At 55.0% G+C, this 24,278-nt stretch carries 3 protein-coding genes; 1 reads left to right on the top strand and 2 read right to left on the bottom strand.

Annotated elements, in window-relative coordinates; translation table 11 throughout:
* Positions 1 to 92: 92 nt before the first annotated feature.
* Positions 93 to 19,007 carry a S8 family serine peptidase gene (locus LOC67_RS11490; protein ID WP_230262746.1) on the bottom strand — a complete coding sequence of 6,305 codons (18,915 nt, stop codon included), beginning with the start codon at positions 19,005 to 19,007 and terminating at the stop codon, positions 93 to 95.
* 946 nt (positions 19,008 to 19,953) lie between these two features.
* Between LOC67_RS11490 and LOC67_RS11485 the strand changes: the two genes are divergently transcribed.
* Positions 19,954 to 21,483: a hypothetical protein gene (locus LOC67_RS11485; protein WP_230262745.1), complete on the top strand. Its 1,530-nt coding sequence runs from the start codon at positions 19,954 to 19,956 to the stop codon at positions 21,481 to 21,483.
* A 229-nt stretch (positions 21,484 to 21,712) separates the two neighbouring features.
* On the opposite strand, the gene thrS is transcribed toward LOC67_RS11485, so the two are convergent.
* Positions 21,713 to 23,935, bottom strand: a complete 2,223-nt coding sequence (gene thrS / locus LOC67_RS11480) for a threonine--tRNA ligase (RefSeq protein ID WP_230262744.1) — start codon at positions 23,933 to 23,935, stop codon at positions 21,713 to 21,715.
* Positions 23,936 to 24,278: the final 343 nt, after the last annotated feature.

Genomic DNA, 24,278 nt, shown 5'->3' with positions numbered 1-24,278 from the left:
GCCAGCGTTTATCTGACTGCCCTTGGCGGCTCCATCGGTCGTGATGACTGTGCGGTCCGTCGCACGTCTTGGCTCAATCAAAGCTGCCGGAACTACAGTCCCAGGAGTTCATCCCAATCTTCGGAAAGGTCGCCGAGAAGTTCATCAATTGAACTTTCGTTGACACCATCCGAATCACCGGTCAGACGGTCGACATCAACCGAAACTCTCGAATCGATCTCCAAGCCGGCGGCCAACAGGCTGTCCGCAACATCTGTCGAGGTAAGGACTTCCGACTCGGAATCGTCCGTCGACTGAACGAAAGTCGCAGACGCCGGCGGCAGGAAGTCACTCGACGCGGCGGCGAAGCTTGTCGAAGTCGACAGGGCCGATTCGCCTGAGGTCACCAACTCGCCTTCACCGTTTGCTTGACGTAGGGCCAGCGTGTTGATGACGATCAACGCGTCACTGGCACTGACCACACCGTCACCGTTGACGTCGTAGAAGTCTGGCGGAGGAGTGCCAATCTCGGAAACTGGCACTGCCCCGGTTTCTGCTCCCAGGCGTCCGATCAGGTTCACGATCCGTAGTGCGTCGATCGGCGAGACGAATCCGTCCGCCGTCACATCCGCTTCCATTCCGCCGATTGGGTTCTGATATTCCGATCGGTTCAATGTCAGCGTCACGGTCCGAACCGCACTGACCTTACCGGTGGAGTCGACAACCCGGTACGTGAACGAATCGACGTCGCCAACAATTCCGGTTTCGTTGTTGTAGATGAACGTTCCGTCCGCGTTGATTTCCAGCGTTCCCTTGGTCGGTTGGCTGATAATCGGCAACTGAACTTGGATCGAATCCCCATCGGGATCGAAGTCGTTCGCCAACACACCCTGCGAAGGATTGAGTCGACGCAAGGTCGAGCCAATTGGCAGGTTGTAGTTGTCATCAGCGGCCCGCGGTGCGTCCGCCACACCCAATACTTCTAGCGTGAACCGGTCGTTGACACGGAAGTTCCCGTCGGTCGCCTCAATTTCAATGTCAACCGTTCCAAACTGATCGGGCTTTGGAGTGATCTTAAGCTCACCACCACTGGTGCTGATCGATTCGATCAACGGATGGTTCGCAATGTCGTTGACGGTTGGTTGAACGATCGACCCGAGCTTGGTGATCGTGTACTGCAAGACGTCGTTGTCCGGGTCAGTGAACACATCGCTCAGCTGGCGGATCACCATTTCGTCTTCATTGATGGTGATGGTACCGAAACCGTTTGGATCAACTTCTGGCGAATCATTCTCGTTGACGATGTTGATCGTGATTTCTTGGGTCGTACTGACATCACTGGTGTCGGTTGCGACAACCGTCAATGTGACTTCGCCGAACGCATACTTTTGCTGCGTCAATGTCAATGCACTGCCGTCCAGGCTGACCGACACGACAGATTCGTCGCTGCTGACAACGCTGTAGGTCAATGGATCGTTCTCTGGATCGGAGAACCATGTATCCAGCGAGTACGGTGTGGAGACATTGTTCGGCTTCGCTTCAGGGAGCGTGATCTCACTGATCGGTTGATTCGACGAATCTTTCTCGCCAGCGATACCTTCGAATCGCGGTGCATCGTTCTCACCACCGACGTCGATCGTCACGGTTCCGATCGATTCGGCACCTTCGTTATCGGCAACGCGATAGGTAAACGAATCCGGTCCACTGTACAGACCCGGTGGGGTGTAAAGCAGAGCTCCGTTGACGAAGCGAACCGTACCACCACGTTCCGTTGAAATTGGAGTGTCGAACTGATCGGTTGGCAGGTTCAGAGTCTGGCTGACCGGTGGATCGATTTCGTTCTGTGGTCCTGGACGGTCGTTATCCAGAATACCGACGATCGATTGTCCGTCGCCAATGACTGCGATCGTCAGACTGGTGTCTTCCACCGCGTTGTAGAAGTCCGTTCGAGCGATCGGTGCATCGTTGACCGGTAGGATCGAGATCGACACGGTACCTTGCTTGTCTGCAGTACGAGCAGTTTGCAAGGTTCCGGGAACGTCAGCGACCGAGAAGTTGAACGTGTCCGGCGTGCTTCCGTTGTAGTCAACCGGAGGCGTATACCGAACGGAGCGTCCACCAGGCAGAATTTCGAGAATACCGCCAAGTGAAGAGACCGCTTCACCGCCCGCAACGCTCGACACTGACTGGAAGATCAACGTCTGATTGATTTCGTTCGCAGGTCCTGCGACGTAGTAAGGATCGATTAGATCCTCTGCGGTGAAGATCACCGACTGGTCTTCGTCGATCTGCACAGATTCGGTGACGTCAGTTGTCGTGGCGAATGGCTGATCGTTAACCGGCGTCACGTTGATCGTCACGGTCAGCGGAGTCTGGCTTACCAAGTTCGATTCAGGAATCGTCGGTTTGACATCCGTCAGTCGCACGGTGAAGACCGCCTGTCCGTTGAACTCTGCCTCAGGAACGAAGGTAAACGTGCCGTCTTCGGAGATGTTCAGCTGACCAGCGACTTCATCACCAGACATCAGCGTACGAACGCCAGTATCCTCAGAGTAGATCGCAACCTGATCGCCATTGGGATCAACAATGCCTTTGAGAAGGCCGTCATCTGCGGTGCTCGATGTCGAGCCTCCATCGCGGTCAAGAGCGAGCAATGCTCCATCTTCTTGAACATTGAAGGTACGAGTTGACTGTGCATCCAACAGCGTTGGTGGTGCATCGGATACCAGCAAGACTCGGTAATCTTCGACTTCACCACTTTGTGCCAAACCGTCTGGCCCCAGTCCGCCTTCACGCGAAACTCGGAAGCGAGCGTAGGTTGCCGTTGGCGCCAGTGGTGGCGTCGCGAACGAAGGAACCGTCACGTTGAATGTTCGCTGAACCGGTGCTCCGGTGTCAGTGAAGACCGCGTTGGATTCCATTCCGGTGATGATCTGCTCGCCAGTATCATCCCAGTCTCCGTCGGCATTGAAGTCAATCCAAGCTTGCAGGATACCGGTGCCCGAAACGGTGACCGTAATCGGAGTGACAATTGACTTGCTCAAGTTGCCGTTCGGATTGATATCGCTGGCAAACGAGACACCGTCTTCGTCATCGGAGTAAACCAGGACACGATCTCCGCTGACAACAACTTCTGCGGCTGCCAGCCCTGACTCCATTACTGCAGCCCGAATCGCTTCGGTAATTGCTGCGACAGAGTTTGCGTCGACCGGATCAACTGCGATCGCGAAGTTCTCTTCGGCAAAGATTCCATCCAAGTCAAACTCGAGTGTGACTTCGCGGTCAGCGATACCGAGCGTAACGGTGTCACCATCTCGAGTCGCACCGTCGACCGTTTGCAGGACTTCGATGGATGCGAAGCCATCGCCCAATGCGGTCGCGAACAATTGACCGTTTGAGGAGATCGTTGCGATCAGGTCGTCACCATCTGCGGCTGTCGTTACCTGTGCGTCAGGTTCCGCATCCACCCGTGAACCGAGCGAAAGGTCGCCGGTGATGACATGCCGTGCACCGTCGTTGCCGAGCAAGCTTGGGTAGCGACCGGCGATCAATCCGCGTGGATCAGGTGCATCACCGAAGTCCAACGGAATGTCAGCCATCAACAGTGTGAACTGCGTTGTGGTGTCGTCGCGGTTCGCAGCCAAGTTGTTGCCTGCCAAGTCTTTGATCGCTGGCAAGTAGAAGCTGGCGATCGGGCCATCGATACGGCGAGCATTTTCGATGAACAGTGTCGCACCACCGCGATTGACCGCAGTCAATGGTGAGGTTCCGGCCAAGCTGTTGATCGCGTTCAAGATCGCCCGATTGATGACTTCGGGTGAATCAGCAGGTGATAGGTTCACCGCGTTGGCTCCACCAGGAACCCCAGTCAGGATGACAGATGCGGCGCTGGTAACATCGACGGTAGTACCGGCAACATCGTTCAGTTCGACCAGTCCCTCAGGTGTGACCTGTGGATCGACGACCAGTCCGCCAGAGTTACTGCTGATCGCAGCGGCCAAGCTGTTGGCAACATCGATTGGGGTCGAACCTGGTTGGAATGGCACTGGAATGTGGCCTTGTCCAACACCGCCGCCGTTAACTACGGATTCGAATTCGTAGGTAACAGAAATGCCACCTTGGCTGATCGTGATCGATTCGCCATCGCTGACGATACCTCGACGAGTCGTTAGCGAGGTATTCGTGTCGATCACTCGATTCGATTGAATACGGCCCAAGGAGATCAATCCCGTTCCGACGACCGTAGCGGTGACGCCAGCTGCGGATCCATTGATCGCACCAACAATTGCACTTGCGATCGTGGCCTGGTCATCGAATCGATTGAAGACGATGACTCGTGCTGAAGGATCGCCCAGCAATCCATCGGAATCGAATTCAAAGTTGATGGGGTTGCCGTTCGGATCAAAGATTACGAACGACTCTGCTTCGGCAGGTGCGGTCGAAAGAACTTCCATCAACAGTGGCCCGAAGATTTCCAAGGTCGAAACCCCGGTCACTCCTGGCGAACCGTCAACGCGGAATGTGGTGCCGCTGACATCGATCAGCAAGTTCTCTTCACCACCAAGTTGAAGGACACCGCCGCCTACAGACACGATTTGGTCTGCTGACAATCCGGCAATCGCTTGACTACGAATCGCGGCTCCGACAAGCTCACTCATCTGATCCGCGGTGGTTTCGCGGGTGATGTTGATGGCGATGCGGCCAGCGGCTACACCATCGTCCATCGTGCCGCCATTACCATCAGGCTCGTCGGTACGATTGATTTCGAACTCGACAGGCGTACCACCATCGTTCGGAGTGACGGTGATCAAGTCGCCGTCATCCGGAGTTCGGCTCAGTCCGACCGCTCGTAGGCGACCGCTCGAAACACTTGCAGATCCGCTTTCGGGCAGTCCTAAGAAGATCTGACGACCGATCAATTCCGGAGACAGACGCAAGCCGGTGCCGGCAATCGCATTGATGATGGCTGCCGCAGTCGCTTGAGCATCCAGTGCTGTTCCGCCGACTGCCGAGATGTCGACACCGATGTTCCCGCCCGCTGGCTGGGTGTTGGCGTCGATGAACTCGAACGTCTCGGTCGTGTTTCCATCGTTGATCGTAAACGTTTCGCCAACGATAACACCGCCGATATCGGCACCCGCCGGAGGAACTTCTAGTGACAAGGTTCGCGTGTCGATCAGCAGACCGCTCGTTCCGGAGTCGACAGTCGTTCCAGGCTCGGAGCCGATCAAGACCTCACGTCCGACAACTCGAACATCGACGTCCAGCGTCAAGTTCGGATTGTCCACCGCACCTTGAATCGCGGCGCGAATGTTTTCGGCAATCGCATTCAAGTAAACTTCACGATCTGCATTGTCGATCGGGGTCGGAGTTGTTGGCAGACTGACAGGAATGCTTCCCGGTACTGTCGTGCCGTTGGAATCAAGTTCGAATACCAAGCCATCGAGCGTGAATACACCGCCGTCGATCAGTCCACCTTGATTGGTTCCCTGACGTGGGACTTCCAAAGTCAAGATTTCAGGAAGATTCAACAGGTAGCCGGTCTCGAATTCGAAGATGACCGTTCCGCCGTTAGAATCGATGACCGAAATTTGGTCACCATCGGCAAGGTTGCGCGACTCTGGTGCAACCAAGACCGAACGATCACGATTGTTCAGTTCGATGCGGTAAGCTCGGTCGTCTCGCCATACACCGGCCAATGCTCGCAGTGAAATCACACCGCTGGTTTCGTCATAGCTGAACGAGTAGTCGACACCTTCGGTTAGCAATCGCTCGTTCTCAAACAACGTGATGTTTGCACCACGTGAACGCAAACCGGCGATCGGTGGAACGAGGATGGTGGTCGGGTCGATACCGTTTCCGACAAACGGGTTGGACTCATCACCCAAATCCTGAACCAAGACTCGGAACTCGGTGAACGTTCCGTCTTCGCGAGCGACAAAGGTCAACGCAGGATCTTTATCTGACTTGGCAAAGTCGTTATCGAGTGGAGTCTGCAAGCTCGCAACGGGACCGACGAAGTCAGCACGATCCAACGCACCGCGATCTTTAAAGACGTCCGCCCCGATGCCTGGTGGTGGAGCCATCGTTGGCTCATCAGCACGCAATTGTCCCGAGTTATCTCGTTCTGGTGCCGCGATCACTCGCGTCGGGATGTCCAGCTGGTCGTTCAAGATCACCAGATCAACCAGCGGCTCGATCGCATCAACAGCACTGTCAATGATTCCGGAGTTCGCAGCAGGACGGAAACGTCCAGCCGCCCCGTCTTCGAGCAAGTCATCACCGAAGAAGGTCACAAAGTTACCAGGCGATTGGCCAGGCGTACCGGGCTGCCGAACAACAAAGTTGAAATCGGAATTACCACCAGCAACATTGCTTGGGCCGGTACGAAGATCCGTCGACAGACCAGTATCCAATGCGAAGTTGTTGTTCACAAATCCACCGAACCCGACCCACCATGAGATGTCCGATCGGATCTGGGTGTTTCGATAGTCGTCGTATTGGAAGGTATTGCCGGTGGAGACGACGCTGCCTTTCTTGACGGCCAAGTCAGGATTCTTCGCGTCGATACGACCGCCGAATCCGAACACGCTTGACTCTTCTTGCACGATGCTTTGATGTGCATTGACGACCACGTTGTTCAGGATTGTCGCACTGACACCACTGCCAACATAGATGCCTTGCTCGGCCAACAGTTGATCCGATTCCGAAGCAAACGAGGTGTTGCCCAGTCGATCAGTCACCAAACCGGTGTTGTCTGGGCCGAGTTTCAGTCCAGCCGCGCGAGCTTCAGGGCTCAGTTCGATATGTGCGGCGTTCTCGACCAACACATACAACTCGGTCGTTCCACGTGAATCGGTGAGCGTGCCGTTTGGAACCACGTTCGCCGTTCCACCGCTCTCGCGACGGTCGTGGCCGAATCCGATTGGAAAATCCACTGAGCCGAAGATTCCGAACGGCAACTGAGTCGGATCGGTGTAAGCACCGTTTTCGCGTGTCATGTTGCGAATTCCGACATTGTCGCCGTCGCTACCACCAAGGGCATGAGCGACAACACGGCCGATCGGACCATCCTCACCGTTCGGTCCATTGCCCACACTGTGGTTTGGCAACGCCGCGTTGTTCAAGAATCCGTTGATCGCGTTTGAAATCGCACGCATGATGTCCGGAACACGATATCCATTGCCATCCAACAGTCCGTTCAGAATCGGAACGTTGATGTTGCCGTTGCCAAGAACGACAACGTTTTGCCCACCGGTGAACTCAAAGGTCACTCGGTTGCCGTCAGCGTTGACGCCGGCGTAGGCATCGCCTGGACGGGTTGGAATCAGGTAGTCCGGAATCTGCGAAATCGTGAACGTCGTTCCGATCAATGATCCGGCACCGGCAGGACCACCGGAGGTGTACGTACCGTTGATGTTGCCGCTTAGTTGTTCAGCACCGAATGGATCCAGCGGATGGCTATCAAGCGAGAAGACAAATGACCGGGGTGCGAGGACTTCAATATTGATCTGATAGTCACCCAACCCGCCAGTACCGGCATTGCGTTCGGTCAGGCTTTTCGCTTCGTAGGATTCGTTCCCAACACTGCTGACGCCGACGTAGTAGGTATCCTTCTTCAGCGCGGTGTAGTCGACGAATTGATCACGCCCATTGGCCACATCTGGAGTCGTCGCATTGTAGCTGGAGTAACCCGGATTCAGGTAGTCGGCCAATTGACCGGTGCTTCCGACGAAGACTTCGATACCGGAGGAATCAAAGACACGAACGTGAGTCGACGGATCGGTCGCGGCCGCGGTGTCGATGTCAACGATCAAACGGTCACCGACATCAAGTTCGACTTTGAAGAAGTCAACGTCTTGGTCCGCAGTCAAGAAGTTTTGATTGTCACCAATCGTTCCGGTCGAGGTGTACGCACCTCGGTGGCTGACTTCCAGTTTGGTATCAACCGCGTCGAAGATCGTATCGTTAGGTTCATCCGAAGCTAACTCGATCGCTCGTGACAACGAACCATCCGCAAGGACAGCACCTTCGGTTCCGTCGCTACCGCGAACAGTATTGTTGACCAACTTGACCAACGGTTGCGGTGATTCCGCAATCGGCATCATCGGTGCTGGGGCGTTGGTAACAATCCCCGTGTTGATGTCGTAAACCGTTTCAATTTCCGTTTCGGGAGTGAAGTAGAACAAACGGTTCAAGTTCAGCTGTGACGTACGCCCGGACCCGGTTTGTTTTTGGAATGCTTGTGACGCATAGATGGCGGTCACACCTTCCAGATACAACGCTGGTGTCGCGTAATCCAGGTAGTTCGGATCGAGCACTGCGGGACGCGGAGTGATCGGAGCGGCATCAATGGCCTGTTGCTGCGGAATCCCGGTGTAGGTCAATGATGGACCAAGCGTCGGGCGAACGAGTTCGACCAAGCCATTGGAAACCAGAATGCTGCCTTGGACCGATTCGTAGATCGACAACATGATCTCGTGAACGGTCGAACCGATGTTCCGAACCGGGTCTGGTGCACTTGGGTTGTATGTCGAAGCACCCGCACCCAATCGGTAGTAAACAGGTACGTGTCCGTCGACAAATCCGTCACCGCCGACGACGCCACTACCACCGAGGTTGGTTGGAACACCACCGACCTCTTCAAACTCGAATACGACTCGTGTTCCGCTGGCATCAAGAGCGAACGTGAACCCGTCAGGAATCATGATGTCGGCAGGCGAGTTCACCTGTGTCGTTCCGCTGGCATAGATGCCCAACAAATCGTTCCATTCCAGAACGAATGGCCGAGTATCGCCGTCCGCTTTAATTCCGGTGTAACCGGCGCGGTCGATGATATTGTTCTGAGCGACCAACCCGGGCATTAGCCCACCGGTAACACTGTCGTTCAGTTCTGGGAAGTTGATCGCACCGCCAAGAGGTGAATTGCCGACGGGTGCCATTCGGATGTAGTTGGTTCCCGCTGGATCCGTCAGTTCGCTGCGGGCGTCTTCAGGATCAGTTCCGCGGAACCCTGGATCGCTCCAAATACCAATCGCGCGGACTTCGGTGATCGTATTGTTTTCGATGATCACCTGACCTTGCGTTCGCACGGTATTCGGATCGCCGATTCCGTTGTGGTAGATCGCCGAAAGAACCAAGCTTCCGTCGTCAGCGATTGGCAACATTCCGGTGTTCGCATCCGCAACACGTTCAACCGACTGGAAGTTTCCAACGGCCGTACCGTGAATCGCGATTCGCGCGTCCGTCGGAAGCATGTCTGGGGCGGCTGCGTTGCTAAAGTCCCAGTTGCCCGAAACGGTAGAAGCACGCAGACGCAATGTTGCTTGGACGACGCCCGAGTTGATCACATCGATGATACTTCGCGCGATTTCAACGTTGCTCGCACCCGGTGTGTATGGAACTGGGATATTGCCGAAGGTGACTGCCGCGTCCGTAGTAAATTCGAACGTTCGCGTACGGCGACCGTCTCCCAATCGGAATGTACTGCCTTCACTGATTTGCGACGACGATGGTGCAACAATCGTGACAGACTCAGAGTGGCGATCGTTCGTATCGAAGGAATCGGTCAGTTGGACTTCGGTACGTCCGGAATCAAAGAACGCGTAGTCCGTCAAGGTCGAGATCGCCAAGTCCAATCGGTTTGCGATGTCCGATTCGGTATCCAAACGGTCGAACGAGATTGCGACTGCTGTCGGATCAACTTTCGCAGGATTCTGAATCGACGGATTCGATGGCTGGAATTGGAATCGTACGACTTCGTCCAAACCGGTCATTGTGTTCATCACGGTGACGTCTAGCGTGTCATACGGCATGATGCTGCGACCGGCTTTCAGTTGCAGGTAGATGGTTTCTACTGTGCGTGGTGCCGATTCACGAGCCAGGTCGATGAAGAACCCACCGTCAAGCAATTCCGTGTAGTCCGTACCGGGTCGAACTTCCAACTGGTATTGGCCGGTCAGTCCGCCCGTGGCAGCGGTAAAGTTGCCTTCACCGAAGGTCGCCCCATCAACCAATTCACCTCGCTCGGCAAAGCCGACGATAAAGTTATCGAGGTACAGACCCTCTGCGGTGGCGTTGATGTCAGTTTCATAAACGAACTCGATAACAATGCCGGTGTTTCCGGCAAAGTCTCCGAGATCGATGATCGCCTGACGCCAGACTCCGCCCAATGTTTGGTCGTTAAGATCGATATCCAATTCAACCGGAGTTGATTGCTCATTGCTGGTTGCTTGAACGGTGATCGTGTCCGTCCCAGCCTTAGCAACGAAGTAATCGAAGTAGAACCGCGGCATGTCTTCGGCCGAGTAGCCGGTCAAGTTAAATGCTGTCGCACTCAACCTTCCGACATCTTCGCTACGGTCGAAGTAGTAAGACTCGTTTCCGACCAATCCCGAAGGTAGAGCTGCGAGGGCACCAGCGGCATTCAAACGAGCGCCGGTGATCGATGAACCTTGCAAATTCTGCAGCGGATCGGCACCCAACATCAATGCGTCTTTCAGGTCTTGAACAGACGCCGTTGGGCTGTATCCCGCCAACAATGCGGCAACACCGGCGACGTGCGGCGATGCCATCGAGGTACCGCTGTTGTAGACGTAGGTGCTATTAAGCCCCAAGCTCAAAATGTTGACGCCTGGTGCAGCCAAGTCGACATTGCCCACGCCGTAGTTACTGAAGAACGCCAACTGGTCGTCATCATCGGTCGCGGCCACCGAGACCACACCAGCTGCCGGATAGGAAGCTGGGTATGACGGCAGTTGGTCGATGTTCAAGCCATCATTACCCGCCGCAGCGACAAACAAGATGCCCGCATTGGTGTGAGCCTGGACTGCCAGCTGTTCAGCGAAACTTGGGAAGTATCCGCCATAGCTGTTGTTACTGACCTTGATGTTGATGCCATGGTCACGACGCATCATCGTCGCGTAGTCGATCGCTTCGATGATCGCAGCAGACGAAAGGCCAGTTGTGTCGCCGACTTGCAGCGGCATAATCTTCGCGTTCCAGTTAACCCCGGTGACACCCAGGTTATTGTTTCCGGTAGCGGAAATCGTACCTGCAACGTGCGTACCGTGGCCGACTGTATCGGAAGGATCAACATCGCCACCAAAGGCATCGATCCCGTTGATATCGTCAACGTAACCGTTGTTGTCGTTATCGATTCCGTCGCCAGGAATTTCACCTGGGTTGACCCACAGGTTGTCGACGATATCCGGGTGATCCAACTGGAGTCCCGAATCGATGACCGCGATCACAACTTGGTCCGAACCGGTCGTGACATCCCAAGCTTCGGGAAGATCGATATCCGCATCCGGCGTACCGAACGTTTGCCCGGTGTTGTTGTAGTGCCACTGCTCACCGTAGCGAGTGTCGTTCGGAGTCAGTGCGAATTCGCGGACGTAATCGGGTTCTGCGTACAGAATGTCGTCTTCTTGCAGTAGACCGGAAACGATGTCCAAGACATCTGCACCAGACTGGGTCGTGACGACCATCCCGTTGAAGGTCTGGAACTCGCGTTTAACTTGCAAGCCATTGGCTGACAAGATTGTGGCCTTCGATCCGGCAGACACGTTTTCATTGAATGCCAAAATGATTGTGTCAGGCCGGAAATCAGTTCCGGCCTCTGGCATGTAGTTCGGGTCGCCGTTGTAGCCGCCGATTCCTCCCTGTGCAGCGTCCTGAATCAAAGACGCGCGGGCCTGAGCCAAGCTGAGGTCGCTATTGAAAGTCGACACTTGCGAGGCTGGCGAAACAGCATCAATGCTCGAGAACGTCGATACTGGACTGTGTCCCAAGTCAATATCGCGATTCGTCGTTACCGACCAACCTGACGAGGCAACATCAACGAAGTCTTGGTAGATCGGAGTCTCAGCAGTGTTTCCGCCGCTCACCTCGACTTGGTCATCGAAGATACGCACGGTCGAATCGATTGGAACTCGACGAACCAAGTTGTTATTCAACTCGGTCGGAATTCGAGTGCTTTCGGTAATCGCGACGAAGTAGCTACCGGCAGGCAGCGACACAGGTCCGATCAACGGATCCTGTGGCGAGATCGAACCGCGTTCCAGCAGTTCACCCAGCAGCTCAGTCGCCAATGGGCTGGATTGGTCGTCCAATACGTTGCTGTTTTCGCCAAACAGAACCAAACGGGCTTGGTTCGGATTTCCGGTCGGCGAGTAGAAGACGCTGATATTGGTGTCAGGGCGGTCGAAACCGGCTGCGAAGTCGATGTCAAAGACGGTTGAACGTCGTGACGCTCCCATCATTCCTTCGCGATCGATGTCGATTTGATAGAAGTCGACATCGTTGATGCTCGATAGCTGGCCACCAACGCTGATGGTACCAGTCTTGGAATCGACCAGGTCACCAAGGTTCTGAGGACGCGAGTTCAATACCGAAGGATCGAAGACGTCGAATCCACCGAAGTAGCCACCGGTCAGTTCGCCGTTGTCAGCGTACAAATCGGTCGGGTAGTTCGGCTCGCCTTCGATTCCCAATCCGCCGGTCGGTAGGTAGGGCAATTGATCAACGATTTCTTGACCTGTCGCGGAAATCACGTCGGCCGATTCGTTTTCCTGAGCTTCACCGATCAGTGGTGAACTGCCGGGCAGACCCTGGACGTGCACACCGTGGTTGGAGTACCGAATGTCGGCGTAGCGGACAACGCTACCTGGGAACTCTTGTTCCTCGCGGAGTCGAACTTGGAACGTGTACGCACCAGTTGTCGCACCACCGGCAATATCGTCTGGATCGACGGATGCCGCTCGGACTCGGACGTAGTAATCGTTCTGTGTGCCTACACCACCAGGCAACGTCACTCGCATTCCCGAGTCACGCAGGTTGGTTGAGCCGAAGTCGTAGTACTCGCCATTGACCCAGCGTTCCGTTCCGGGATCTTCGGCATCGCCCAACGACTGCACCAAAACACCTGGCTGCAGCACGTCGATTTCGCCAAGGTTATTCAGCTCCGAGAAGCTGTCGTCAGAACGCGCCAACACGTTACCCGCGTCGTCTAAGATCTCGATCACACTGTCCAGACCCAACGAGGTTCGGTCGATGTCGATCCAAACCTGAGTTCCCGAGACCGCACTGAAGGTGTATGTATCGATGTCGCCAGCAGCACTGATGTAGCCACGGACTTCGTAACCCAAACGGGCAACATCGTCACTGGCGGTCAGACGCTCAGCCAATTCGCCAAGAACCTGGGCGTTGTTTGCCGACGCGTTGCGTCCGGGAGGTGCCGCGGTTGCCAACTCCTGTTCCAGCACAACGCCAAGGTTGCGATCGTTGCTCAGTCCATCGAGGTACAGGCTTCGCCAATCGTTTGCCGAAGGCCGGCTGCCAACACCGTCGCCATTGGTGTCTTGCTGCGCCGTGCCGTCGGTCTTGCGACCTGCTCCCACGGAATCGTCTTTCAAACTCGTCAAGACAACCGGAACGCCGGGCAGACCCAAGATATGAACCGTTCCGCCGATTCGGTCAGCGATGTCACCGGTCGATCCCGTTGCTGTGATCCCGGTTCCCGCAGTCGCACTATTGGGAGTTCCCTCGCCGGTCATCTTCACGACCAAGCTTTCATCGGGACGGCTTTTCAAAGTCAAGCCGCTTCCGGAGATTGAATTTCCGACAACAACGGATTCGAACAGAACGTGTGCGATATCGGTGTCGTCCCAGATACTTCCGCCGGACAACTCGCCACCGCGGATACGCAAACCATTTAGCTGTCGACGTCCGAACGAATTACCGGGCTCGCTATCGGTCGTGTTACCACGCAACAGGGGACCGACGTTGTCGTCATATCCGACGATTTTGTCGATCGAACCAGTCTGCCGTCCGGTATCAGCGATCATTTCATCGGTCATCGACGCCAAATCGAGATCAATGATCGCGCCGTAGTTATCGATGAACTGGTTGTCAGCAATGATCGGTTGTGTAAAGCGACCGAAGATTGTTGCCGGGGTGATTGCCAAACGACCGTTTCGTCCGATCGGGCCCGAGCCATCTTGTCCGTGATCGTTATACTCAAATCGCGAGTTGGTCACGCGAGCACTCGCTTGTTGTAGCTCCAGTGCCGCGAATCCGCGGGTCTGACCACCTTCGATCAGGCTGACGCCACCACCATAGGCAACGATACCGTAATCGATGCTGACGTTTGCAGTCGGAGATGCGTAGATACCTGACCAATCGCCGCGACTCGGTTCGGCACCACCACCAGGTGTTCCGGCGTCTTCGTTGGTGTCAAACGATCCGCCTGCGCCGAATCGGTCATCCAGTGCACTGGTAAAGACGACGCGTTGGCCTTGGTCACCTTCGGCGATCAAGTTCGTGCCTTGTCCCAACTCGAGTCGAGCACCACGAACTTTGATCACGGTGTTCGGATCAATCACCAGTGACGCATTCAAACGCCCGCGAACGCCTTGACGGGTCAGATCAAGCACGGCGCCGCCCGCGTTGGATCCGTCATCAATGAAGTTTGCCTCCGAACGGTTTAGCTCGGCAATCAGGCGATACTCACCGGATCCTGGATCCAAACGATACAAACGTCGCGTTAGGTATTCAGAACCGTCACCGATCAACGGCAGGTTCAGAATCTGAACGGTTCGTGCACCGGTCGATGCGGTAATCGAAGCCGTCGGATCGCTTGGCAATGATTCAAAGCCAGATCGATCAACAAAGGTCATTCGATAGTCGTAGGTGCCATCAGCCAAACGACCACCACCGGTCGTGTTCAATGTCGCTGACGAAACCTCGGGCTTGAACCCATCTTCGATCGGTCCGCCGGGCTGGCCAGCCAAGACGACGTTCTCGGCGATGAAGTGCACGATGTCGACGTCATCGATGTGTGCCGCCACGGTTACCGGTCGAGCTGTCTGGCCGTTTTCCGCGATCGTACGAATGAATAGACCGTTGATACTGTTATCGACAACCAAGTTCTGCTTGATGTCCGGTCCGATTCGGCTGTAGTCGGCGACAAATGCGCCGGCCTGTTGGAATCGCGGTGCTTGGAATCGAGTTTCCAAGAACGCGTCTGGCGAAGCACTCATCGCCGCGCTAGCGTTGCGTGTCAAACGGTTGAAAGTCACCGTCGGACGCAAGTCAACGATCTGAATCGGATTGACCGTTTGCTGGATCGAATTGATCAGGATATTGCTACCACCGCCATAACGAATATCGGCATGGTTGACGACCTGCATGAAGATGCCTTCGTCTTCGATATTCTTGCGGCCTTCATTGCGATCCAAATCGCTGCGGAAGATGATACCGCCCCAATTGCCCTCGCCGGGCAGTGGGCTGTTGCCAGCCGCAGCGGCGTCGACCGCACGGTCACGTGTGCTTGTAAAGACAACATCGCCGACAACGCCTAGGTCGGACAAACCAGAATCACCCGATCCCGGTACACCCGGATCCGAGACTTCCAACAGACGTGGCGTGCCAAGAACTTGCAGTGCACCACCGCTTCGATCGGTCAGCAAGTTATTGCTACCGACACCGATCGTTGCCGAACGCAGCTTAAACAGTGCACCGGCATCGATCATGGTCGTCACGCCCTTGGGAACGTTCATGTGACGACCGTCTTCCAAGGTGTTTCCACCGATCTCTGAAAGACCAATTTGGTAGGAGAAGTTATCGGCAAGCGTGGTCACGTCATTGTCTTGACCACCGTTGCCAACGATTCGAACAATGTCGCCAGGCAATGCGGCATCGAAAGCTCCGGTGCCGCCCGCACCAGAAATGTCACGGAAAGGCTCATCTAGGCTACCGTCCGAAACGACACTCGCAATCTTGTCGACGAAGATCGTACGGCCTAGTGCGTTCACCCCTTGGAAGTTCGCACTGAATTTCAGCGACCGCTCACCGGTCAAAACCAGTTGTGCAGGTGCCAGTGGATCGGTGCTATTGACTTGAACCGAAGCGTTAACGCCTAGAACGCCTTCGTTGCTGTTGATCGCTGTCGCCAACGTCGACGCAATATTTGAAATCGTGTTCAGCGTGCTATAGCGAACCGCAACGTTGCCGGCTTGCGGATTGCTTCCGATCGGAACGAATTCAAACCGACGCGAGGTTCCGTCAGCACCTGTAACGGTAATGGTTTGCCCTGGAACGATGCCGCTACCATCGGAGACGACTTCAAGAATCCGGTCCAGCGGACGCGTTTGGAACCAGAAGTTATGCACACCAGTCGGAGTGCCATCCAAATCCCCGTCGATTGCCGTCCCGGGAACGCCAACACGATCGGAATCTCGGTCGCGAATTACATCAGTCTGGCTGACCTGTGGTTCGAACTTGACTAACAGCTCGTAGGCACCTTGGGTTTTACCGCCGTAGCCGCTGCCGCTCAGCGCGGGGTCGTAACTGTCGTTGCCGCTCGCAGCCACACCGATGTAGTAAATGCCGTTTTCCAGACGCGCCGTCAGTAGCGAGTCGTTGCTGAAGTAATCGTCGTTACGTGAAAGTTCGACCGTTCCGCCATCGGCAAGGCGAATTGGTGAATACGAGCTCGCAGCAACATCTAGGATCTGTGCGTTCTCGCTACCTTTGACCACCGAAACGTTGAACAAGGTGCTCGCGAAGGCATCGTTGTTGATGGCGTCCATCACTTGGCCGACCGTCAACGATGAGACACTCGGACCGCGGCGTGGTAGGTCGACACGAATGGCGTTTTCGACCAATTCACCGTTAGCCGCGACGACTCGATCGACACGGACATCGACGTCACCGATCACTCGATCCGTCTGGATGAATTCAATTCGTGAACGGTTGCCAAGTTCGCCAGGAAGCTGCGAATCGAATCGCACCAACAAGTCTGGGCCCAAACCGAAGTTGCTGGTCGCGGTCGCCGACACGTCTTGGAACAACGTTAGCGACGTATCCAGAAGACTGCTGTCAGCCAAACGCTCGGCAAAGGATTCGACGGTCAGTGTTCCGTATTCACGAGCCGCATCCAACGCGACTTCGAAACGATACAAGTCGACATCAACGCTGTCCGGACGATGCAACATCTGTCCGTGAAGGATGTCCAATCGGCCAGGGAAAACTGGCTCGGTACCTTCAAGCGAATTCGGCAACGGCTGAACGATCGTGTTCGCATCGATCAGTGGATTGATCTTTTGCTGGATCGCAGTCTGACTGTCCGAATAGGGATCGACTGGCGAAATGAAGGTGTCAGGGTTGATCGTTCCATTGAGGAACTCTGGATCAAGCGCCATCAACGTTTGTTCGGTGACGTCCGCCGATTGATCCAATCCCAGAATCAAGCCGATCGAGGCCATCGCCTTGCGGAAGAACTCTTCGCCGTAATCCAATTCGAACGAAACTTGATTGCTGAAGACAATCGCGGGGCTGTCAAATGTCGGATCAACACGAATTTCTGCGTCCAAAACAGGAACGCTACGGATCGTCGAATTTGGAGTCGCGGTCAATTGATTCAGCGAACCAAGCGCGATCGTCAAACCACGATTCGGAGTTTCGCGGAACTGAAGCCCCAGGTAGTTCGCCCACAGCGACAACGCTTCGCGGACGCGGCGTTTTTGGACTTCGGTGATATTGTTCACCTGCGCGGGGAAACCAGTTCCGGTTCCACCAGCAAACACACTTTGGAAGTTGTATTCGATCTCGGTCACACCATCGGTGACATCTGGACCGAACATGTCATTGATCGCGCCGATCACCGCCGCATCAGCGCGTCCAGGATCGGTCAGTGCGCCGGCAAGCTGAACGTTGTATGGCTGAGGATCAATCGATTCAGAAATCGTGATGCTTGACAACAGTTGGTTGCCATTCTGCCCGAAGACACCGATATCAAGCGCGGTCGTCAACGTATCGCCCGCCGCTGCCATCGTCAGTGATGATCCGACCAACGAACTCGGCAAAACCATCGCACCGCCAGCACCTGCGGTACCGGCCAAACCAAAGTTGACCGACATCACGGCGTCGACTTCGGGAGTGTTCTGAGCGATGTCTCGCAATTGCGACACCGTGACGGATGCCCCGCCAAAGTCATAAACAACGGCACCGGTATTGGAATCCAACGAGACCGATGGGCCTCCCGAACCGGAATTCACGAAGCGAACCTTTCGGCTTCCGCCCGACTCGCCAAAGACCTTGGAAACAAAGTTGACTTCCAAGTCCGAGTCGATTCCCAAGTTGCTCGAAACGCGAGGAACGACATTCAGCTCCGTTGGCGTTACGACCAGATCTTCGATCCGATCCACGGCTGTACCGACACGCAAACGGAATGTTCCACCGGAAAGTGGCACACCGGGCAATGCATTCAGGTCGTCAGCAAAAATCAATCGCGCAACGTTCGCATTCGCGTCGTAGACCACGCGATCAGGCTGGAACAAAACGTCGTCGGTCGTCCGAACCGTTTCTTGCGTCAGCAGCAGTTGATAGAAGCGTGGATTTTCAGCCGACCGATCGGTTGGCAATCCGGTCGTGGGGTCATTTTCGACGAACAACTCATCGTCGTTGAAATACACCAAGATCTCGTTGCGACGCTGTTCCAAAGAACGATCGCTTAGTCGAACCACTGGCTGTGGCACCACGGCTTCGACTCGCGCGCCCAAACGCAGTTCGAAGGTCACATGTTCTGAATCGCCAACACCGTCGCGTGCGGTTAGGAATTCGCCTTGCAGGTTTTGCAAACCGACAATCGGACCGTCCGAACGATTGGGGGCATCAAAACCGAAGACATCAATGCGGTATTTGTCATCTGGAAGTGCGTCTGCGAACCGCACAACGACTTCGTTCTCTGCTAATGCACCTAGCGAGACCGAGCCGGGTTGGATGCGAACGTCATCAGCGGTGTCGAACTGCTCGTCAGGACCGGCGCGACGAATCTGAATCGCATCCAGCGTATCAGGATCGATTTGCTGATTCTCGTCAAAGCGGAACGTCAGTGAACGAGGTGACGTATCGCGGACCGTACCGTCAACAATCAGTTCACCCTCGTTCGGCTGGATCCCAATCAATTGAGGTCCGGCTAGCAATTGCCGTTGCTCAAGAGTTTCCAATAGGTGACGACGGCGCATGTCACGTGATTTGGATCCACGACGCGAACGTGTTTTTTCCGAACCGCGGGCTGAACTAGCTGGCATACCGTGTTGCAACTCGGTGTTGTCCTGGGAAGGGCGATTGGACGACGACGAGTTCTTTCGCTGACGCGAAGTCATAGAGCAGACCTTCATGGGGGCCGAACCCTCTTTCACGCATCGTTGCGGCAAAAGAACGTCCGGCTGGTAGGGGTGGACAATCGTTTTGAATGTGGCGGGACTCGGTGCTGAATTCCGCCAATTGAATAAGGCAAACTTGACAAGTCGTATCTCGGCCCTACGCAGAGGGCCCAGAAGCGAGTGCCGAGTATAGTTCGGCCAAGTTAACCCGCAAATCTTTGCAGGATTACCCAGCCTATTGCCGACAGCAATCTGTTCTGATCGTGACGGTCGTGACGCCGAACGGAAGCTGAACCTGCTGTCAGAAACGACTGATCCCAACAGTCCCACCGGGGGGAACCGCATCTACTGGCAGGAGCGGCGACGTGGTTCGACGTCGACTTTGGACGTCCAATTGAGCACGAAGTTCCGCAGAATCGGTCGCCCAATTCGCTGTAATCCCGCCAGAAGTCACGATCTTGCGTTGCTTCCGCCCGCCTACCCTCAGTCCGGCGAGGGAGAACGGTCACTTGTGAACATGCATTACCATTAAGGACACCGATGCCCCCAAGTGTCCGTAAACCCCCAAGAAATTGCAGTTTGGGAGGGGGTCGGTTCGGTCCCGGAAGGTGTCGCGGTTGTACATGGGCGATCGCAGAAAAGCTGTTCTTTGCCCGACCGGAACGTTTTAATTTTCACCGCCCACTCCGGAGGTAAAAGCTTGACCCTCGAGCGTGAAATGCCTTAACATAGACAAACGGTCTGGATTTCAGTGATCCAGTTTTCTTCCACGGGCGCCCCAATCGGGCAAGGGTTCGAGGATTCCATGAAAAGCGATGCGTCCCAAGTCGACTCGTCTGAGCGACAGTCCAACACGGTATACCGGCTGACCGGACAAGTCAGACGCCGGCTATGGATGGCTTCGATGATCGAAGGAGCATCGCTGGGAATGTTGGTGGGTGCGGGACTCGCACTCGCCTATGCGATCGCCCAGCCCTGGATTTCGGAACGAGCAGATTTCAACATCCCGCTTCTCGTTTTCGCCACTTCTGGGCTGGTCGGAATGATCCTTGGTGGGATCCAAAGCCGCTCCGATGAAGCGGCCGCGAAATTGATCGACGAAAAATTCGACTTGAAAGATCGCTCCGTCACCAGTCTCGAATTTTCACGTAGCAAGGGTTCGGCCAAACAAGACGCCGCCAAACGACTGCAGCTCGAAGAAGCTCACCAGCACCTCGAAAAGCTCAATGCCGCCTCCTGCGTGCAACTGCGTCCCTGGAACCCCTCCATTCGATGGGCCCTTGGACTCGCCGGTGCAACCGTTTGCGTTCTACTGATCACCAGCAGCCTTGCCCCTACTGCGGTTGCCAAGCCAGTACTCGCACTCGCAAGCGAGCAATCCAACGACCTCAAACAAACGATGATTCCGGAACTCGAAGAGCTCGCCAAAGAGACTGAGAATCCGGAGATCGAAAAGCTGCTCGAAGAGCTGAAAGAAAAGGTCGACGAGATGGATGAGCAGACCTATGAGGAAAGCGACCTGATGGCAACGCTTTCGGAAATGGAGCAAGCACTCGCGGAAGCTCGCGAAGCTCTCAAGGTTGAAATGACCAGCGAAATGATGAGTGCTTTGGCACAGGCCATCGATCCGTCTGACGAACTTCAAAATGCGGCAAAAGCACTCGAATCAGAAGATTACGAAAAGGCGAGCGAAGAACTGAAAACGGCAGACCCAGCCAATATCAGCGACAAACAACGCCGAGCCGTCGCAGACAATCTTAAGAAGATGGTTGCCAAACTGAGCCCGGGACAAATGGGGCAGCTAAGCGACTCGATCAAAGAACTTGCCGAAGGCCTGGACAACAAAAACCTGACCGAGTGCAAAAAATGCCTCTCCAAACTCGCAGGTGAATGTAAGAAGGCAGGGCAATGCAAAAAACTTGGCCAATGCATGTCGTGCCAGCTCAATCGCCTATCCCAGTGTAAAGGTCAGTGCCGAGGCAGTTGCCAAAGCAATATCGCCCGCAAATCAAACTCACCAAGCTTGAAAGCCGGCATGGCGTCCAGCGGACAACCGACCGGCGACAACGCGACCAAACTGGACAGCAATCGCAACGAAGAACACCTTACCGGAGTTCAAGGTGAAGGCCCCAGCGAAACTGAACTGATGCAAGCTCCCGAAGGCGAGCAAAATGCCGCTCGTGCCTACAAAGGAAAGTACGACGAATTTCGACGCCAAGCCGAAGCGGTACTCGATAACGAACCGTTACCGATGGGTGTGCGAGAAACCGTGCGTACCTACTTCGAAGCGATTCGACCGAACAGCGAGAGCGAATTGACTGAATCGGCTCAGTAAGCTTGCGATAGGTTCAGACCTATCAATCAGCCAACTCTGCGTTCAGGACTATAGCTAGACAGCCTGTAGGAATACTGACAAAACAAAACAAAAACAGACGGCAGCGAATCAATCTCGCTGCCGTCTGTTGTTTCTTATATCGGTCAAAATCTGCCAGCTGGCACGATCTCAGCCGCCTAACTGTGCCGAATTCAAATGGCTTCAGCAGCTTGTAGGCTATGTTGACTTCCTACTCGGCCTTCACCGCCTGACGTACCGTACGATTCTTGACTTCGTCGGTCAGTCTTGCAACCACTTGGGCAATCGGCATCGATCCCAAGTCGCCATCGATACGGTCACGCAATGCGATTTGACCGGTCTCGGCTTCCTTCGGCCCAACGACTGCCATGTAGTTGACGAGATCCAATTGAGCATTTCGGATCTTTGCTTGCACCTTACCGCCGGACGAATCGACAGTGACTTTCAAGCCTGCTTCATCCAACTGTTTGGCAACCGCAACTGCGTATTCCAACGACTTGTCGCTTAGCGGCAGCACTCGCACCTGTTCGGGCGATAGCCACATCGGGAACGCACCCGCAAAGTGCTCAATCAACATCCCGGTGAATCGCTCCAACGAGCCGAACGGTGCACGGTGAATCATCACTGGGCGGTGCGGCTGATTGTCCTTGCCGTTGTATTCGAGCTTAAAACGCTCGGGCAAGTTGTAATCCAACTGCACAGTTCCCAATTGCCAAGATCGACCGATGCAATCACGGACCATGAAGTCCGCCTTCGGACCGTAGAACGCAGCCTCGCCGGGTTCTTCGTTGAAGTTCATGCCGCTTTGCTCGAGCACGCCACGCAACGCACCTTCGGCTTCATCCCATTGCTCTTCGCTTCCGACGTACTTGCTGCTGTCGGGATCGCGAAGCGACAACTGGACGCGGTAATCATCCAAGCCGACCGACTGAAGCACAAACTTCGTCAGTTCGATCGTCGCTCGGAACTCCGCTTCCACCTGATCGGAGGTGCAGAAGATGTGCGCGTCGTCTTGGGTCAAACCGCGGACTCGCAACATGCCGTTCAGCTCACCGGTCTGCTCGTGTCGATAGACCGTACCGAATTCAAATAGCCGCAACGGCAATTGACGATAAGATCGCGCCTGCGCCTTAAAGATATGGCAGTGGTGCGGGCAATTCATCGGCTTGAGCAAGTACCGTTCGTTTGCCATTTGCCAATCGTGCAGCACACGGCGTTTATCTTCAACACTCATCGACAGCTTATAGTTTGGCAGTTCAACTCCCAACACTTCGACAGCGGACATCAACTTGTCTTCGCCATCTTTATCGATCGTGCCATCTTCTAGGCGAGTGCTCCAGGCATCCAACAAGCCACCGACTTCACTTCCGAACAGCGGTGAAAACTGGCTGTCGCGATAGTAAGGAAAGTGACCGCTGGTTTCGTAAAGCTCTACCCGTCCGATATGTGGACTGTAGACGGGATCATAACCTCGTTGCAGAAGTTCTTTCCGCAAGAAGTCTTCCAAGGTGACTCGCACACGAGCCCCCTTTGGCAACCAAAGACAAAGCCCTTGCCCTACTTCGTCGGGATTGATCGCAAAGAGGCCATGTTGCTTGCCCAAAACGCGGTGGTCACGCCGCTTAGCTTCTTCCAATTGATGCAGGTACTGCTTCAGCTCTTTCTTGTCGAAGAACGCGGTGCCGTAGAGTCGCTGAAGTGGTCGATTGCTAACGTCACCTTTCCAGTGGGAACCGGCAACGCTCATCAGCTTGATCGCTTTGATCTTTCCGGCGTCGGGAATGTGCGGACCTCGACAGAGGTCAACGAATTCACCTTGGCGATAAAAGCTAACGGTCGCATGTTCCGCCAGGCCGGTATCGATATGCTCGACCTTCAGGTCTTGGTCGAGGTCATCGCACAGCTTGCGTGCTTCGGATCGATCGAGAACGAACCGTTCAAAGGGTTCTTTGTCCTTGATGATCTTTTTCATCTCCGCTTCGATCTTCGGAAAGTCTTCCTCGCGAATCGGAATGTCCAAATCAAAGTCATAATAGAAACCGCCCTCGGTGGTCGGACCGAACGCCAATGACACGCCGTCATACAATCGCATGACCGCGCGAGCCATCACGTGGGCTGCCGAGTGACGTAGGACATCCAACGCCTCACTGTCTCGGTTGGTTAGCAAACGAAGAGCCAGATCGTTTTCGTCCGAACTTGTTACCTCGGGTGCGATCTCACCCAGTGGACGATCTGCGTCGATCACTTTTCCGTTGACTTCGGCGGCGACGACCGCTCGTGCCAAACCTTCGCTGATACCCGACGCGATATCCATCGAAGTGGTATGCCCCGGGTGTTGCTGCGTCACCCCATCAGGCAATCGCACAGTTACAGAGGGCAGTGGGGTGGCGTCGCTAGCGCCAGAAGATGCAGGGCCAGGGGTTGATTGGCTCATGATCAGCTAAAATCCATTAGTGGGAATGGGTGACGGCCCCTCCAAACGAAAGAGGTCGGCCGGAAGCGAAAGAATGATGCTCAGGGCGATTGGGCGTCAATCCCTGTTTCACCGGGAATAGCGGCCTGCACACCAATCGCTCGCCTAAGACGCAGTGCCGGACCTATTTCCTGTCTCCGGCTGCGGCTCAGCTAACAATGAAGCCTTCGACGTTTTCACGACTAAACTTCGCAATTCCTAGCATCATTCTTGACGGACCGCGTACATTGGCGGCAATCCGCAGTACTTTTCAGAGCTGATATACTGGTGGCAGGTTCGGAAAGACACCTCCAAAACAATCCGA

The sequence above is a fragment of the Stieleria sp. JC731 genome, from assembly GCF_020966635.1.
Lineage (GTDB): Bacteria > Planctomycetota > Planctomycetia > Pirellulales > Pirellulaceae > Stieleria.
Note: the sequence above shows the minus strand (reverse complement) of the source record. Positions and strands in the feature narration are given on the sequence as shown.